Genomic DNA, 16,483 nt, shown 5'->3' with positions numbered 1-16,483 from the left:
GATTCAGGCTCCCTTCGCGGCAGAGCGGACCACGACGAGACCGCCCTTGGGACCGGGGACAGCACCCTTGATGAGGATGACGCCCTTGTCGACGTCGACCGCATGGACGGTGAGGTTCTGCGTGGTGACGGTGTCCGCACCCATGTGTCCGGCCATGCGCAGGCCCTTGAAGACTCGACCCGGGGTGGCGCAGCCACCGATCGAGCCAGGCTTGCGGTGGTTGCGGTGGGCACCGTGGGAGGCGCCCACACCGGCAAAGCCATGGCGCTTCATGACGCCGGCGAAGCCCTTGCCCTTGCTGGTGGCGGTGACGTCGACGCTCTCGCCGGCACCGAAGATCTCCGGGGAGATCTCCTGACCGAGCTCGTAGTCGGCGATCGCCTCGGTGCGGATCTCGACGACGTGACGGCGGGGCGTGACGCCGGCCTTGGCGAAGTGGCCCGACTCGGGCTTGTTCACCTTGCGGCCGTCGATCTCACCGAAGCCGAGCTGGACGGCGGAGTAGCCGTCGTTCTCACGGGTGCGGATCTGCGTGACGACGTTGGTGTCGGCAGCCAGCACGGTGACGGGGACGACGACACCGTTGTCGTCCCACACCTGGGTCATGCCGAGCTTGCGGCCGAGCAGGCCGCGCGCGTTCGCGGTGGAGGTGGTGCTCATAGGTCTGTCGTTCCCCTCAGAGCTTGATCTCGATGTCGACACCGGCCGGCAGGTCGAGTCGCATGAGCGAGTCGACGGTCTTGGGCGTCGGGTCGATGATGTCGATGAGCCGCTTGTGCGTACGCATCTCGAAGTGCTCGCGGCTGTCCTTGTACTTGTGGGGCGAACGGATCACGCAGAACACGTTCTTCTCCGTGGGCAGCGGCACAGGCCCTGCCACGGATGCACCCGTACGGGTGACCGTGTCGACGATCTTGCGCGCGGAGGTGTCGATCACCTCGTGGTCGTAGGCCTTGAGCCGGATACGGATCTTCTGTCCCGCCATGCTCTGCTCGTCCTTACTCTTCGTCAGCTGGTTGTGCTCGTGGGCTGTTCCACCCGCAAGGGGCTACTCCCCTCCGGACCCCGAGGTCGGGCGTGTCGCGGTCTGGCCCGCGCGCATGCGCAACACTTCTGGAGTTGGGTGGTTGGACCGCTGGTCCCGGGCCACGGCCTACGATGAGTCCGTGTCGCCTGCCTTGGCAGCAGTCAGGCCGGTCACCGTGCGACGCCCTCGTGATGTCCCGACGTGAGTTCCGGGCGAGCGCGCCCCAGCGAACCGGCCGGAGCAACCGCACTAGTCTGACAGACGCCCACGGGGAAACACAAATCCGCCTGGCCCGATGCCGGCCTCAGTGGTGGACGTGGGACTCCGACTCCACATGTCCGGCGGGCTCGATCTGGAACGTCGAGTGCTCGACGTCGAAGTGCTCGGACAGGCAGGAGCCGAGCCGATCGAGGATGTCGTGCGCATCACCCATCGCGTCGATGGAGTCGTCGACGACCACGTGCGCGCTCATGACCGGCATCCCCGAGGTGATGGTCCAGACATGCAGGTCGTGGACGTCCACGACACCGTCGAGGGACAGGATGTGCGCGCGGAGCTCCCGCAGGTCGACTTCCTTGGGCGAGCCCTCCAGGAGCACCTCCACCACGTCCTTGAGCAAGGAGAGCGCCCGCGGCACGATCATGGCCGCGATCAGCAACGACGCCACCGGATCTGCCGTGTGCCAGCCGGTCAGCAGGATCACCACCGCCGAGGCGATGACCGCCACCGAGCCGAGGGCGTCGCCCAGGACCTCCAGGTAGGCCCCTCGGACGTTGAGACTCTCCTGCGCACCCGCCCGGAGCAGGACGAGCCCGACGACGTTGACCGCCAGCCCGATCGCACCGGCGGCCAGCACCGGGACGCCGGCAATCTCGGGGGCGTCACCGAGACGCCCGAGCGCCTGCCACACGATCCAGGCGCACAACCCCAGCAGGACCAGGCCGTTCAGCCCGGCCGCGAGCACCTCGGTGCGGTGGTACCCGAAGGTACGGCGCGAGCCCGGTGCACCGCCGCGTTGCGCCACGGTGATGGCCGCGAGCGCCAGGACGATGCCGAAGGAGTCGCCGAGCATGTGGGCGGCGTCGGCGAGCAGTGCCAGGCTGCCGGTGATGACGGCGACGGTGGCCTGCACCAGGAGCACCGTGACCGACAACGCGAGCACGAGCAGGAGTCGGCGTCGGTGGCGAAGTCCGGTCCCGGCCGGCGCATGACTGTGACCGTGTCCCATGGGAAATAGGCTACGGATCCATTGCGGAATACACGAGCACGTGTCCGCCAAAAGGACGCCCACGACAACCATTGCCGCCTGCAGCGACGGTCAGCGCGACTGCAGGAACCTCAGGACCGCCAGGACGCGGCGGTTGTCGTCCCCGTGGTGGGACAGGTCGAGCTTCATGAAGACGTTCGAGACATGCTTGCCGACGGCCTTCTCGGTGACCACCAGTGCCTGGGCGATGGCAGCGTTGGACCGGCCCTGCGCCATCAGCTCCAGCACCTCCCGCTCACGCGGCGTGAGCCGGTCCAGTGGACCGCCGTCGTCCCTGCTCGAGACCAGCGCGGAGACGACCTGCGGGTCGAGGACCGTCGCCCCGGCGCTCACCCGACGGACGTCGTCAATGAACTCCGAGACTCGTGTGACGCGATCCTTCAGCAAGTAGCCCACCGAACCGTGACCGGTGCTCATCAGCTCGCGGGCGTAGACCTGCTCCACGAACTGACTCAGGACGAGGACCGGCAGGTCGGGACGCCCGCGCCGCAGGTCGATGGCGGCCTGCAGTCCCTCCGTCGTGAAGGTCGGCGGCATGCGGATGTCAGTGATGACGACGTCGACGTCCGGCACCGCCCCCACGGCGCCGACGAGGCCGTCCACGCTGTCGACGGCGTGGACGACCGCGATCTCATGGGCCTGCAGAAGACGGATCAACCCGTCCCTCAGGAGCGCGTTGTCCTCCGCGACGATGGCGCGCACGGGACCTCCATCCTGACTCGCGTCCCGCCTCCGACGGGGCTGATGACCTCCATCGTGCCGTCAAAGGCAGCGAGTCGTCGCTCCAGCCCTTCCAGGCCGCTGCCACCCTGCGGGTGGGCGCCTCCACGGCCGTCGTCCCCGACGACCACGTCCAGCCGCACCCCGTCGCCGCGCAGCACCAACCAGCAGCGCTGCGCCCCGGCGTGCTTGGCGACGTTCGTCAGACACTCGGCGATCGCGAAGTAGACCGCAGACTCGATCGGTGCGGGCAACGCGTCGTCGAGCTCGGCGGTCACCGTGACGGGGACGGGCAGCTCGAGCGCGAGCGCCTCGACCGCACCGACCAACCCGCGGTCGGCGAGCAGAGGAGGATGGATCGCCCGCACGATGGCCCGCAGCTCCTCCAACGTCGCCTGCGTCGAGTCGCGCGCCTCACCCAGCAGCTCGGCGGCGGCCGCCGGGTCGGTCTCCAGCAGCTCCTCCGCCATGCCCAGGTGCATGCCCAGCGCGACCAGCCGGGCCTGCGCACCGTCGTGCAGGTCACGCTCGATCCTGCGCACCTCGGCGGCGGAGTGATCGAGCGTCTCGTCGCGGGTACGCGTGACCTGCTCGACGCGTCGCTGCAGCGTCGTGGTGCGCCGCTCCCCGAGGATGGCCGCATCCATCCCGAGCCGCAACCGGGCGAGCGCCGGGGTGAGGAGCCACCACAGCATGACCGCGGCCGTCGCGGTGAGGACGGCGAACCACCACGACCACTCCTCGAGCACGATCCCCAGGACCAGGTGCGTGATCGGCGTCCCGAAGGCGACGACCACCAGGCCGCTCAGCGCGGCCCCCACCGTCGCGCTGAACCACACGTGCGCCAGGTCGCGTCGACGCACCGGGTCACGCAGCCATGTCATGATCCGGCGCCACGGGCCGCTGGCGGCAGGGGCCAGGTGGTGGCCCGGGACCGGTCGGTCCAGCAGCTCGCCGACGACACGCCGCTGCCAGGATCCCCACGCTCCCGTCAGCGGTACCGTCACGAACAGGAGCAGGAGGCCGACTCCCACCGCCGGCACGGTCGCCAGGGAGACCGTCACCAGGATCGCAAGTGGTAGTGCCACCAGCAGTCCGCCGAGGAACTGGGCACCTGCCACCGCGGTCAGGACCAGCCGGCTGCGAAGGCCGTCGACGTCCAGCGACCACGGACCGGGAAACGTCAGCACGTGACCCACTCTTGCAGCCCCCGGCGCATGCGGCCATCGCTCACTCATGCTGCGAGGACGACGGCCGGTGACGTGCGCACGGTTCGTCGCACGGCGGACCACGCTGCACCCACCGTCACCACGATGGCCACCAGTGCCGTGCCGAGCACGATCCACAGCAGGCTCGACGGCAGCGGGCCATCGACGGTGAGGATCGCGAACGGCACGACGGTCGCGAGCGAACCCGCCAGCCCCAGCCCGATGCCCACCAGGGCGAGCACGAACGCCTCGGTGGTGACCGCCCGGACCACGTCGCCACGGCTCGCGCCGATCCGACGCAGACGGGCGAGCTCGATCCGACGGTCCAGCACACCGGCCGTCGTCGTCGTGACGATCATGATCGCCGCGAACAGCGCGATCACGCCGACGACCACGTAGTTGAGCAGCTCCACGGTCGCGGCATCGGGGTTGTCCCCGGCCCCGACGGAGAACTCGTGGTGCAGGGCCATGAGACCGAGCGTCCCGACCGCGACACCGACGAACATCACGATGGGGGTGAGCGCCCCCGAGGCACGCACGGACCGACGGGCCAGCGCGGTCGCGGCGAGGTGGGAGGCGTTGCCGGCCAGGCCCCGCGCTCCGGCCAGGCCCCGCGCAGTCATCGTCACCACGGGCGGCGCGAGCAGCGCCAGGCCCAGCGAGGCCACGATCGACAGCGACCCGAGCATCTGCATCGCGACGAACGGATCGTCGCTCTGGGAGGCGACCAGGCTCCCCACCACACCCTGGCCGATCGCACCGAGCAGCAGGACGACGCCACCGATCGCACGGACCCGGGACAGCCGGGTGGGCTCAGCAGTCACGCCGGCACGGCGACGGGTCACCTGCCGGACCGCCAGGCTCGAGGCGACGACGGCCACGAGCAGGAGTGACACGATGATGGCGCCGATCGTCACGACGCCGAGCCGGTGCTCGATCCCCGAGCTCACCAGGCCCGCGTCGGCCACCAGGCTCAGGAGCAGGCGGCCGGCCAGCAGACCGGGCACCAGTCCGGCCAGGGTGGCCACCAGGGCGACGGCGACCGTCTCACGACGCACGAGGGAACGCACCTGGCGATTGGTCGCTCCGATCACCCGCAGATGGTTGAGCTCGGTGGTCCGCTGCCGCACGGTGATCGCGACCGTCGATGCCACGGCGGCCAGGACGATGAGGACGCCCCAGCTTCCGATGACGGCCCCCATGACCATCAACGTCTCCCCGTCGACCTCTGAGACCGGATCGGCCTGCCCGGTCTCGATCAGCGAGGTGAAGCCGGTCATCAGGACGGTGCCGAAGAACACCGACAGGGCGCAGGCGGCAAACGAACCGGCGCGACCACGCAGTGAGGCAAGGGCCGGCGCGCTCATCGTGCCGCCCCCGTCATCACCAGGTCGTCGAGGTGGGCCATCTGTCCCGCGATCGCATCAGCGGTCGGACGCACCATCCGCCCCGCGATCCGCCCGTCGACGAGGTAGAGGACCTCATCGGCCCAGGCGGCCGCGTTCGGGTCGTGGGTGACCATGACGATGGTCTGCCCCAGCTCGTCGCAGGCCCGCCGGAGCATCGCGAGGACCGTGGCCGCGCTCGTGGTGTCGAGCGCCCCGGTGGGCTCGTCGGCGAACACGACGGCTGGCCGGGCGACCACGGCCCGCGCCAGCGCGACCCGCTGCTGCTGGCCCCCGGACAGCTGGGCGGGGTACCGGTCGGCGCGTTCGGACATGTCCACGGCAGCCAGCGCCGCACGGACTGCGGACCGATCGACCCGACGCCGCGCCAGTCGCAGCGGCAGCGCGACGTTCTCCTCGGCCGTCAGGTACGGCATCAGGCTGTAGTCCTGGAAGACGAATCCCACGTGCTGACGTCGAAACTTCGTCAGCCTCGTCTCGCTCCACGACCCGATCTCCTGGCCATCGATCGCCACTCGCCCGCCGTCGACCACCTCCAGCCCGGCGGCGCATCGCAGCAGTGTGCTCTTGCCGGATCCGGACGGCCCCATCACTGCGGTGAAGCCGGCCTCCTGAAGCCCGAGGCTGATGTCGTCGAGGGCACGCACCGACGCATCGCCCACCCCGAAGGTCTTGGTCACCGAGCTCAGGGCCACGGCAGCATTCATGATGATCCTCTCGTCCGAGGCGCCGAAGTGCGCCGTCGACCATCACGCTATGAGCGCAGCAGCGCTGCCACGAGGGGCCTGATCCGCTTCTTCGATGGTGGGGTTTTCCCTACCATCGAAGGCAAGGATCGCCGCCTGACCACATCGGCGGTTCGTGACCCGCCGAGCCGTGATCCACACGACGGAGCCCCGGCCCTCCTTCGACAGGAGGGCCGGGGCTCAGAGGTGCTTCAGGCTGACCTGAGGTCAGCGCGTCGGCAGATCGATCACTTGGTGACCTTGGTGACCCGACCGGCACCGACGGTACGGCCGCCCTCGCGGATGGCGAAGCGCTGGCCCTCCTCGAGTGCGATCGGCTGGATCAGCGCGACGCTGATCTCGGTGTTGTCGCCCGGCATGACCATCTCGGTGCCCTCGGGCAGCGTGACGACGCCGGTCACGTCCGTGGTGCGGACGTAGAACTGCGGACGGTAGTTGTTGAAGAACGGCGTGTGACGGCCACCCTCCTCCTTGGCCAGGATGTAGGCCTGACCCTCGAACTCCGTGTGCGGCGTGGCGCTTCCGGGCGCGATGATGACCTGGCCGCGCTCGACGTCCTCACGCTTGGTGCCGCGCAGCAGCAGCCCGACGTTCTCGCCGGCCTCGGCGTAGTCGAGGAACTTGCGGAACATCTCGATGCCGGTGACCGTGGTGGACTGCTTGTTCTCACGGATGCCGACGATGTCCACGTTGTCGTTGACGTTGACCTTGCCGCGCTCGATCTTGCCGGTCACGACGGTGCCGCGGCCCGTGATCGTGAAGACGTCCTCGATGGCCATCAGGAACGGCTTGTCGGTGTCACGGTCCGGGAGCGGGATGTTCTCGTCGACGGCCTCCATGAGGTCCTCGACGCTCTTGACCCACTCCGGGTCGCCCTCGAGCGCCTTGAGCGCCGAGACCTTGACGACGGGGGCGTTGTCGCCGTCGAAGTCCTGCTCGCTGAGAAGCTCACGGACCTCCATCTCGACGAGCTCGATGAGGTCGTCGTCGTCGACCATGTCGGCCTTGTTCAGCGCGACGAGGATGTAGGGCACGCCGACCTGACGGGCGAGCAGCACGTGCTCACGGGTCTGGGGCATGGGGCCGTCGGTCGCGGCAACCACCAGGATCGCGCCGTCCATCTGGGCAGCACCGGTGATCATGTTCTTCACGTAGTCAGCGTGACCGGGCGCATCGACGTGCGCGTAGTGACGCGCCTCCGTCTGGTACTCCACGTGCGAGATGGAGATCGTGATGCCGCGCTGCTTCTCCTCGGGCGCGTTGTCGATCTGGTCGAACGCCGACGCCGAGTTGAGGTCGGGGTACTTCTCGGCCAGAACCTTGGTGATCGCAGCCGTCAGCGTGGTCTTGCCATGGTCGACGTGACCAATCGTGCCGATGTTGACGTGCGGCTTGGTCCGCTCGAACTTCGCCTTAGCCACTGGGGCTCCTCCTGGGTTGGTTGTTGCTTGTCTGTGAAACGCCGTCGGATCCGGGTGAGAACCTCAGGCCACCTTATGGGATGGACCGCTGTTACTCGCCGCGGGCCTTCTTGATGATCTCCTCCGCGACGGCCTTGGGAACCTCGGCGTAAGAGTCGAACTGCATCGAGTACGACGCACGGCCGGAGGTCTTGGACCTCAGGTCGCCGACGTAGCCGAACATCTCAGAGAGCGGCACGAGCGCCTTGACGAGCTTGGCGCCTCCGTAGCCCTCCTCCATGGACTGGACCTGACCACGGCGGGAGTTGAGATCGCCGATGACGTCGCCCATGTAGTCCTCCGGGGTCGTCACCTCCACCGCGAACATGGGCTCCAGCAAGGCCGGGTCGGCCTTGCGCGCCGCTTCCTTGAAGGCCATCGAACCGGCCAGCTTGAAGGCCAGCTCGGAGGAGTCGACGTCGTGGTAGGCGCCGTCCTCCAGCGTCACCTTGACGTCGACCATGGGGTAGCCGGCGAGCACGCCGAACTCCATGGCCTCCTGGGCGCCGGCGTCCACCGAGGGGATGTACTCCTTGGGGACGCGGCCGCCGGTGACCTCGTTGACGAACTCATAGCCGCCCTCGCCACCGAACTGTGCACCCGTGGGAGCGATGCCGATGATGATCTTGGCGAACTGGCCCGAGCCACCGGTCTGCTTCTTGTGGGTGAAACTGTGGCCGGTGACGGTCCGCTTGATCGTCTCGCGGTAGGCGACCTGCGGCTTGCCGACGTTGGCCTCGACGCGGAACTCGCGCTTCATACGGTCCACGAGGATGTCCAGGTGGAGCTCGCCCATGCCGGCGATGATCGTCTGGCCGGTCTCCTCATCGGTGTGGACCTGGAAGGTCGGGTCCTCCTCGGCGAGACGCTGGATCGCGACGCCGAGCTTCTCCTGGTCGCTCTTGGTCTTGGGCTCGATGGCGACCTGGATGACCGGGTCGGGGAACGTCATCGACTCCAGGACGATCGGCTTGGCGGAGTCGGCGAGCGTCTCACCGGTCGTGGTGTCCTTCAGACCCATGACGGCGACGATCTGGCCGGCGCCGACCGAGGCGATCTCCTCACGCTTGTTGGAGTGCATCTGGTAGATCTTGCCGATCCGCTCCTTGCGACCCTTGGTCACGTTGAGCACCTGCGTGCCGGCCTCGAGACGACCGGAGTAGACGCGCAGGTAGGTCAGCTTGCCCAGGTGCGGGTCAGCCGCGATCTTGTAGGCGAGGCCGGCGAACGGCGCGTCCTCCGACGGAGGACGGGAGTCCTCCAGGCTCTCGTCCTTGGCGTCGTGGCCGACGACGTCACCGACGTCGATCGGCGAGGGCAGGAAGTCGACGACGGCATCGAGCAGGGGCTGCACGCCCTTGTTCTTGAAGGCCGTGCCGCACAGGACCGGGTTGAGGGCGGTCGACAGCGTGGCGCGACGGATCGCGGCCTTGAGCGTGTCGACGTCGATGTCCTCGCCGTCCAGGTAGAGCATCGCGATGTCGTCGTCGACGTCGGCCAGCGTCTCCAGCAGGGCCTCGCGCCCCTCGGCAGCCGCGTCGGCGAGCTCGGCGGGGATCTCCTCGACCTCGTAGTCCTCGCCGATGGAGGTCTCGCCGCGCCACGTCAGGGCACGCATGCCGACCAGGTCGACGACACCCAGGAAGTCGGACTCGGCGCCGATGGGCAGCTGCATCACCAGCGGCGTGGCGCCGAGACGCTCACGGATGGTCTTGACGCAGAAGTCGAACGAGGCGCCCGTACGGTCCAGCTTGTTGACGAAGCACATGCGGGGAACGCCGTACCGGTCGGCCTGGCGCCACACGGTCTCCGACTGCGGCTCGACACCGGCGACACCGTCGAAGACGGCGACGGCGCCGTCGAGGACACGCAGGGAGCGCTCGACCTCGACGGTGAAGTCGACGTGTCCGGGCGTGTCGATGATGTTGATCTGGCGGTCGTTCCACCAGCAGGTCGTCGCGGCCGACGTGATCGTGATGCCGCGCTCCTGCTCCTGCTCCATCCAGTCCATCGTGGCGCCGCCGTCGTGGACCTCACCGATCTTGTAGTTGATGCCGGTGTAGTACAGGATGCGCTCGGTGGTCGTCGTCTTGCCGGCATCGATGTGCGCCATGATGCCGATGTTGCGGACGCGCGTCAGGTCGGTGGTGATGTCGGTTGCCACGGTGGGGTAGCCGTTCCTTACGTCGGTGTGGAGCTGGGCTTACCAGCGGTAGTGGGCGAAGGCGCGGTTCGCCTCGGCCATCTTGTGGGTGTCCTCGCGCCGCTTGACGCTGCCGCCCAGGCCGTTGCTGGCGTCGAGGAGCTCGTTCTGCAGACGCTCGGCCATGGTCTTCTCGCGACGCTCACCGGAGTACTTGACCAGCCAGCGCAGGGCGAGGGTGGTCTGGCGAGCCGGACGGACCTCGATCGGCACCTGGTAGGTGGCACCACCGACACGGCGGCTCTTGACCTCCAGGCTGGGCTTGACGTTGTCGAGCGCACGCTTGAGCGTGACGACCGGGTCGGTGCCGGACTTGGCGCGCGTGCCCTCAAGAGCGCCGTAGACGATGCGCTGCGCGGTCTGCTTCTTGCCGTCGACGAGGATCTTGTTGATCAGCTGGGTGACCAGCTGGTTGCTGTAGACCGGATCGGTCTCGGGGATGCGCTTGGGCGCGGGACCCTTGCGAGGCATCAGCTCTTCTCCTTCTTCGCGCCGTACCGGCTGCGAGCCTGCTGGCGACCCTTGACACCCTGGGTGTCGAGGGAGCCGCGGACGATCTTGTAGCGGACACCCGGGAGGTCCTTCACGCGACCACCACGCACGAGCACGATGGAGTGCTCCTGCAGGTTGTGCCCCTCACCGGGAATGTAGGCAGTCACCTCGGTACCGCTGGAGAGCCGGACACGAGCAACCTTGCGCAGCGCGGAGTTGGGCTTCTTCGGCGTTGTGGTGTACACGCGGGTGCACACGCCGCGACGCTGGGGCGAGCCCTTGAGGGCCGGCGTGCTGTTCTTGACCACCTTGGTCTGACGACCCTTGCGGACCAGCTGGTTGATCGTGGGCACTACGTCTTCTTTCGTTTCGGTTCGAGGATGCGTGAGCCCACGTCGACGAACGCCGAGGAACCTCGGCCGGCGCGATGGGCACGACGGTCGGCCCGACAGACGTCAGGCACGGAGATCAAGACTACCGGCCACCACTGCCCCGGTCAAAATCACGGCACCCGAGCGTCACGGCACCCGAGCGAGCTCTGCGAGCGAGAGGTGCCGGGAGGTCGAGTCAGCACGCGCGAAGCGCGTCATACAATGGAGCCGTCGCATGAAGGGCGTAGCCGCGACGGAACGAGACCACGCAACGACCGAGGCTCGGCCACACCACGCCCACGCGCGGAGTGCGTCATGCAGTGGAGCCGTCGCAGGAGACGCGGAGCCGCGACGGAGCGAGACCACACAACGCCCGAAAGCCGGTCAGAAACAGGAGCACCACGTCACCGTCGAGCGGCCAGGAGCTCGGCCAGGTGCACTGCGCGGACACCGGCGAGGTCGTCGAGCTGGGTGCGACAGCTGAAGCCGTCGGCGAGCACCACGCTGCCGGGACCGGCAGCGCGCACCGCCGGCAGCAGCTGGTGCTCGGCCACGGCCACCGAGACCTCGTAATGCCCCTGCTCGACCCCGAAGTTGCCGGCCAGCCCACAGCACCCGGACAGGCGGGTGACCTGAGCACCCGCCCGCTGCAGGACCTCCAGGTCGGCCTCGAAGCCCAGCACGGAGGCCTGGTGGCAGTGCGGCTGCACCACGAGCTCGGTGCCACCGAGGTTCGGCGGCTCCCACCCCTCGGTGCGGCGAAGCAGCTCGGCGAGGGTGTGGACACCGGAGGCGACCTCGGCTGCTCGCGGGTCGTCGGTGAGCTCAACGGCATCGGAGCGCAGGACCCCCAGGCACGAGGGCTCCAGCCCCACCACCGGGACTCCGGCCGCGACGTAGGGATGTAGCTGGTCGACGGCCTTGAGCACGAGGTCGCGTGCGGTGTCGAGCTGGCCCGTGGTGATCCAGGTCAGCCCGCAGCACTGGGGGCGAGCCAGCACCTCGACGGCGTAGCCGGCCCGCTCCAGCACGTCGACAGCGGCGCGTCCGCCCTCGGTCGAGAAGTACTCGGTGAAGGAGTCGGCCCACAGCAGGACCCGTGGCCTCCCCGACTCCTCGCGTTGCCCGACCCAGCCTCGGGCGAGACGACCGAAGCGTCGAGAAGCGAACTGCGGCAGACTGCGCCGCTGGTCGACTCCGGCCGCCCACCGGGCGACGTGGACGAGCCCGGGCACCCTCAGGGCCAGGTTGGCCAGCCGGGCGAACGGCGCGGTGACCTTGGCCCAGAACGGGAGCCGGCCGAGCACGTAGTGACTGCGCGGTCGGACCCGTCGGCGATACGTCTGGTGGAGAACCTCGGACTTGTAGGTGGCCATGTCGATCCCCGTGGGGCAGTCGTTCAGACACCCCTTGCAGGACAGGCACAGATCGAGGGCCTCGTGCACCTCCGGCGAGCGGAAGCCCTGGCCCACGAGTCGGCCGTCCACCATCTCCTGCAGCACCCGGGCCCGGCCGCGGGTGGAGTCCTTCTCGTCCCGGGTGGCTTGGAACGACGGGCACATCACGGTGCCATTTGCCGCGCCCGGCCCGGCACCCCCGCCGGGGCCATTCGCCGCCCCCGGCCCGGCACCCCCGCCGGGCGCGGTACCGCGGGTGTCGGCGAGGCACTTGCCGACACCGGTGCAGCGGTGGACGGCTGCCCCAAGGTCACCGTCGTCGTGGAGCAGCCGCAGGCCGCGTCGCGTGCGCTGCAGGCCGGGCTCCCAGTCCAGCCCCTGGGCGCGCAGGTCCGCATCGAAGGGACGTGCCCCGTGGCCGTCTCTGGACGCGGAGCCGCCCGCCCCCTCGAGCGGGGTCGGGCCGACGAGGTTGCCTGGGTTGAGCAGGTCGTCGGGGTCGAACACGTTCTTCACCGCGCCGAAGAGGGTCATCGCGCCCTCGGAGTACATGAGCGGCAGCAGCTCGGAGCGGGCCCGCCCGTCGCCGTGCTCACCGGAGAACGAGCCGCCGTGCGAGGCGGTGAGCCTGGCGGCATCCTCGATGAAGGCGCGGTAGCCGGCGCGCCCCCCGGGCTCGTCGAGACCGAAGTCGATGCGGACGTGGACGCACCCGTCTCCGAGATGGCCGAACGGCTCACCATGCAGACCGTGCTCGTTCAGCAGGTCGTCGAAGTCACGCAGGTAGTCGCCGACGACCTCCGGCGGGACGGCCGCGTCCTCCCATCCCGACACGGCGGGCCGGTCCCAGACCCGGGAGGAGAGCCCGGCGCCCTCCTCGCGGATGCGCCAGAACACGGCCTGCTCAGCAGGGTTCGTGACGTGGCGGTGGGACAGCGCGGCGGAGGCCCGCACGACCTCCTCGCCCATGGCCGCCAGCTCGTCCGGGTCCTCCCCGGCGAGCTCGACGTAGAGGAAGCCTCCACCCTCGGGGTACTCGGGAACGCCGGCGGCCCCCTTGGCAGCGCGGAAGACGTCCACGATGCGCGCGCCAAGTCCCTCGCAGGCGATCGGGCCGAAGGGCAGCATGGCGGGGACGTCGTCGCCTGCCTGTGCCATGGACCCGTAGCCGAGGACGACGAGGTGGATGTGCTGCGGCACGCGCACCAGGTCGACGGTCGCACCGGTGATGAGTGCGAGCGTGCCCTCGGTGCCGGCCATGAACGACGCGACGTCGAAGCCCCTCTCCGGCAGGAGGTGCTCCAGGCTGTAGCCGGAGACCTGTCGGCCGAAACGACCGAGCTCGGTCCGAACGGTGGCGAGGTCGCTGGCGACGACGTCGCGCAGCTCATCCAGCCTCGGCGAGGTGGGCGCCACGTCGCGGCCCACGGCCATGCGCTCACCCGAGGCCGTCAGGAGGTCGAGGGCCACGACGTTGTCCGCGCTCCGGCCATAGCCGAGGGCGCGGTTGCCGCAGGCGTTGTTCCCGATCATCCCCCCGACGGTGCACCGCGTGTGGGTCGAGGGGTCGGGGCCGTAGCGCAGGCCGTGTGGAGCGGCCACCTTCTGCAGGGATGCGTGGACCACACCGGGATCCACGCGCGCCACCCTGGCCTCGACGTCCACCTCGTGCACCCGGTTCAGGTGCCTGGCGAGGTCCACCACGATGCCCGGACCCACCGCATTGCCGGCGATCGACGTCCCCGCGCCACGGGCCGTGATCGGGACACCGCTCTCGCGCGAGACAGCCATGACCGCCTCGAGCTCATCGGTGTGCCGCGGACGGACCACGACGTCCGGGACGACGCGGTACAGCGATGCGTCGGTGCTGTACAGGGCCCGGGTGAGGCTCGAGTCGTCGACGTCGTGCACGTCGTGGCGGCGCAGGGCCGCCGCGACATCGGTGACCGTGGCCTTGCCGGCCTGCGCCTGGAGGCTCACCACAGCTCGAGGGAACGCCGCAGGATGCCGCTGAGCGCCTCGGGCGTCACGGTCCGGGGCGCCGTCGCCAGGAGTCGTTCCTGCTTGAGCGCACCCTCGGTCAGCGCGTCGACGTCACCCTCGCCGAAGCCGACCGCACCGAGTCCGGACGGGATCGCGACGTCACGCATGATCCGGGTCAGGACGCCGGGGAGCAGGTCCGGGCCGTCGGGCTCCTCGGCGCCCGGGTCGAGGAGACGGGCTGCACGGACGTGCCGCTCGGGCGCGGCCTCGAACGTCCAGCGGAAGGCTTCGGGAGCCGTGAGCGAGACGGCCATGCCGTGCGGCACCAGGCCGTGCTCCCCTGCGGCACGCTCGGGGTAACCGTCCGGCTGGAAGTCGCCGACCTGGCCGGCGATGGGGTAGGCGTTGGCGTGCGGCACGTGCACGCCGGCGTTGCCGAACCCGAGCCCGGCGAAGGTCGCGGCCATCGCGACCTCGGTGCGCGCCGCGGCGTCGTCACCGTCGTGCACGGCCGTGCGGAAGGAACCAGACATGAGCGTGAGCGCCTTCTCGCACCACAGGTCGGAGATCGGGTTCGAGCCGCAGTACGGCACCCGCTGCTCTGCCGACTTGGCCTCGTAGGACGTGAAGGGCCGTGCGGTGTAGCTCTCCAGCGCGTGGCACAGGATGTCCAGGCCCGAGGCCGCCGTGACTCCTGCCGGCTGACTGATCGTCAGCTCGGGGTCGACGACGGCCAGCGTGGGCCGCAGACGCGGGTGGGAGATGCCAGTCTTGACCTGCTGGCTCACGACGTCGAGGACGCAGATCGTGGTGCTCTCGCTGCCGGTGCCCGTCGTGGTCGGCACGGCCACGAGAGGCAGCAGGGAGTTGCCCGGCGCACGCCCACCGCCGACCGGGGCGTTGACGTAGTCCATGAGCTCGCCGTCGTTGGTGAGCAGCAGGTTGACGGCCTTGGCGGTGTCGATGGCAGTGCCGCCACCCACGGCGACCACGGCGTCGAAGGGAGCGGACCCGCGGGCGAACTCCACGGCCTCGACGAGGCTGGCGTCGGTGGGCTCGACGTGGCTGCGGTCGAAGACCACGGTCTCGATGCCGCCACGTCCCAGTCCCTGTGCGATCTCGGCCGGGGCGCCGGTGGCGGCGACGCCGGGGTCGGTGACCACGAGCACGCGGCGCGCCCCGAGCTGCCCGAGGTCGAAGCCGAGCTCGTGACGAGCGCCGGGCCCGAACTTGAGCTGGGGCGCTCCGTAGGTGAAGACCGACTCCGGGTGGGTGGGCTCGAAGCTCACGACTCCTCCTCGACTCTGGGCTCGCTGATGCCCGACTGCTCGACGATGCCTGCCTGCTCGCGCATCCACAGTAGCATGCTACTCGGGTCTCCTCCGGCCTGCTCAATGAGCAGGCTCGCCGTGCTCACGAGGTGGGCACTCATGGTCGCTGCCGCGCGCTCGACGTCTCCTGCGCAGATCGCCTCGACGATCGGGCGGTGCTCGGCGAGGATGTCGGCGAGTCCGCGTGAGCGATGCACGGTGACGGCGCCCCGCGCCTGGATCGACTCGCGCAGTGTCGAGACCTCCGCCGCGAGCCGACCGTTGCCCGGGACGCTGTCGATCATCGTGTGCAGTGTGCGGTCATGACGCTGGAAGGCCTCCTCGTCCTCGCGCTCGGCCGCCTCCTCGAGCTCGGCGAGCTGGTCACGCAGCCGACCCGCCAGGTGGTCATCGACACGACGGGCCGCGTGCTGTGCCGCTGGGACCTCCAGCAGCAGACGGAGCTCGAAGACCTCGCGCACGTCATCGGCCGTCACGGCACGGACCACGACACCGCGGTTGCGCTCGATCGTCACGAGGTTGGCATCGGCCAGGCGCAGCACGGCATCGCGCACCGGAGTCCGTGAGACGCCGTGCTCCTCCGCGAGCCGATAGATGGAGTGCCGCGACCCGGCCTCCATTGCCCCGGACACGATGGCCTCACGCAGGGACGCGAACACCCGGTCGGTCGTGCTCACCCGCGCCGTCATCGGACTCCTCGCTACGCCGTTGCTGCCGGCGATGCTACTCCGGAAGGGGCGATGACCATTCAGCGGAATCTTGGTTCGGTACGGCAGGATGGCTGCGCCCCAAGGAGCGTCCGGGTCGGACGGTGGAACAATCGATGCTCGATCGACCCGCACCGCCATGACCCATCGCAGTGAGGACAGGAA

The 16,483-nt window shown here is 69.4% G+C and carries 14 protein-coding genes; all 14 read right to left on the bottom strand.

Features of this window, described 5'->3' with window-relative positions; translation table 11 throughout:
• Nucleotides 1-3 precede the first annotated feature (3 nt).
• Nucleotides 4-660 (bottom strand): 50S ribosomal protein L3, encoded by a 657-nt coding sequence (gene rplC, locus ACEVFP_RS04275; RefSeq protein WP_375002214.1) that lies wholly within the window; start codon nt 658-660, stop codon nt 4-6.
• 16 nt (nt 661-676) lie between these two features.
• Nucleotides 677-985: a 30S ribosomal protein S10 gene (rpsJ, locus tag ACEVFP_RS04270; protein WP_067859819.1), complete on the bottom strand. Its 309-nt coding sequence runs from the start codon at nt 983-985 to the stop codon at nt 677-679.
• A 346-nt stretch (nt 986-1,331) separates the two neighbouring features.
• Nucleotides 1,332-2,255, bottom strand: a complete 924-nt coding sequence (locus ACEVFP_RS04265) for a cation diffusion facilitator family transporter (RefSeq protein ID WP_375002212.1) — start codon at nt 2,253-2,255, stop codon at nt 1,332-1,334.
• 90 nt (nt 2,256-2,345) lie between these two features.
• Nucleotides 2,346-2,996, bottom strand: a complete 651-nt coding sequence (locus tag ACEVFP_RS04260) for a LuxR C-terminal-related transcriptional regulator (protein ID WP_375002211.1) — start codon at nt 2,994-2,996, stop codon at nt 2,346-2,348.
• On the bottom strand, nt 2,960-4,204 hold the full coding sequence (locus ACEVFP_RS04255) for a sensor histidine kinase (protein ID WP_375002209.1): 1,245 nt from the start codon (nt 4,202-4,204) through the stop codon (nt 2,960-2,962). Before ACEVFP_RS04255 ends, ACEVFP_RS04260 begins: the two co-directional genes overlap by 37 nt.
• 44 nt (nt 4,205-4,248) lie before the next feature.
• Nucleotides 4,249-5,589 (bottom strand): FtsX-like permease family protein, encoded by a 1,341-nt coding sequence (locus ACEVFP_RS04250; RefSeq protein WP_375002208.1) that lies wholly within the window; start codon nt 5,587-5,589, stop codon nt 4,249-4,251.
• Nucleotides 5,586-6,335: an ABC transporter ATP-binding protein gene (locus ACEVFP_RS04245; protein ID WP_375002207.1), complete on the bottom strand. Its 750-nt coding sequence runs from the start codon at nt 6,333-6,335 to the stop codon at nt 5,586-5,588. Before ACEVFP_RS04245 ends, ACEVFP_RS04250 begins: the two co-directional genes overlap by 4 nt.
• A 266-nt stretch (nt 6,336-6,601) precedes the next feature.
• Nucleotides 6,602-7,795 (bottom strand): elongation factor Tu, encoded by a 1,194-nt coding sequence (gene tuf / locus ACEVFP_RS04240; RefSeq protein WP_375002205.1) that lies wholly within the window; start codon nt 7,793-7,795, stop codon nt 6,602-6,604.
• 91 nt (nt 7,796-7,886) lie between these two features.
• Nucleotides 7,887-9,998: an elongation factor G gene (gene fusA, locus ACEVFP_RS04235; RefSeq protein WP_375002204.1), complete on the bottom strand. Its 2,112-nt coding sequence runs from the start codon at nt 9,996-9,998 to the stop codon at nt 7,887-7,889.
• Nucleotides 9,999-10,037: 39 nt separating this feature from the next.
• Complete coding sequence (gene rpsG / locus ACEVFP_RS04230) at nt 10,038-10,508, bottom strand: 30S ribosomal protein S7 (protein WP_375002202.1); 471 nt, start codon at nt 10,506-10,508, stop codon at nt 10,038-10,040.
• Nucleotides 10,508-10,882: a 30S ribosomal protein S12 gene (rpsL, locus tag ACEVFP_RS04225; RefSeq protein ID WP_375002201.1), complete on the bottom strand. Its 375-nt coding sequence runs from the start codon at nt 10,880-10,882 to the stop codon at nt 10,508-10,510. Before rpsL ends, rpsG begins: the two co-directional genes overlap by 1 nt.
• 422 nt (nt 10,883-11,304) lie before the next feature.
• The gene (locus ACEVFP_RS04220; protein ID WP_375002200.1) at nt 11,305-14,280 is read right to left on the bottom strand and encodes an FAD-binding and (Fe-S)-binding domain-containing protein; all 2,976 of its coding nucleotides are present in this window, start codon (nt 14,278-14,280) and stop codon (nt 11,305-11,307) included.
• Nucleotides 14,274-15,569, bottom strand: coding sequence for a hydroxyacid-oxoacid transhydrogenase (locus tag ACEVFP_RS04215; protein ID WP_375002199.1), 1,296 nt, complete (start codon nt 15,567-15,569; stop codon nt 14,274-14,276). The genes ACEVFP_RS04220 and ACEVFP_RS04215 overlap by 7 nt, the downstream gene beginning before the upstream one ends.
• On the bottom strand, nt 15,566-16,300 hold the full coding sequence (locus ACEVFP_RS04210; RefSeq protein ID WP_375002196.1) for a GntR family transcriptional regulator: 735 nt from the start codon (nt 16,298-16,300) through the stop codon (nt 15,566-15,568). Before ACEVFP_RS04210 ends, ACEVFP_RS04215 begins: the two co-directional genes overlap by 4 nt.
• Between the last annotated feature and the right edge of the window lie 183 nt (nt 16,301-16,483).

Origin of the sequence: Aeromicrobium sp. CTD01-1L150 (assembly GCF_041951745.1) — a bacterium.
GTDB lineage: Bacteria > Actinomycetota > Actinomycetes > Propionibacteriales > Nocardioidaceae > Aeromicrobium.
Note: the sequence above shows the minus strand (reverse complement) of the source record. Positions and strands in the feature narration are given on the sequence as shown.

What these genes read in the sequence shown, in the direction of transcription:
- ACEVFP_RS04245 (WP_375002207.1), bottom strand. Translation starts at nt 6,335, where the DNA reads ATGAATGCTGCCGTGGCCCTGAGCTCGGTGACCAAGACCTTCGGGGTG.
- ACEVFP_RS04265 (WP_375002212.1), bottom strand. Translation starts at nt 2,255, where the DNA reads ATGGGACACGGTCACAGTCATGCGCCGGCCGGGACCGGACTTCGCCAC.
- rplC (WP_375002214.1), bottom strand. Translation starts at nt 660, where the DNA reads ATGAGCACCACCTCCACCGCGAACGCGCGCGGCCTGCTCGGCCGCAAG.
- rpsJ (WP_067859819.1), bottom strand. Translation starts at nt 985, where the DNA reads ATGGCGGGACAGAAGATCCGTATCCGGCTCAAGGCCTACGACCACGAG.
- rpsG (WP_375002202.1), bottom strand. Translation starts at nt 10,508, where the DNA reads ATGCCTCGCAAGGGTCCCGCGCCCAAGCGCATCCCCGAGACCGATCCG.
- ACEVFP_RS04250 (WP_375002208.1), bottom strand. Translation starts at nt 5,589, where the DNA reads ATGAGCGCGCCGGCCCTTGCCTCACTGCGTGGTCGCGCCGGTTCGTTT.
- ACEVFP_RS04210 (WP_375002196.1), bottom strand. Translation starts at nt 16,300, where the DNA reads ATGACGGCGCGGGTGAGCACGACCGACCGGGTGTTCGCGTCCCTGCGT.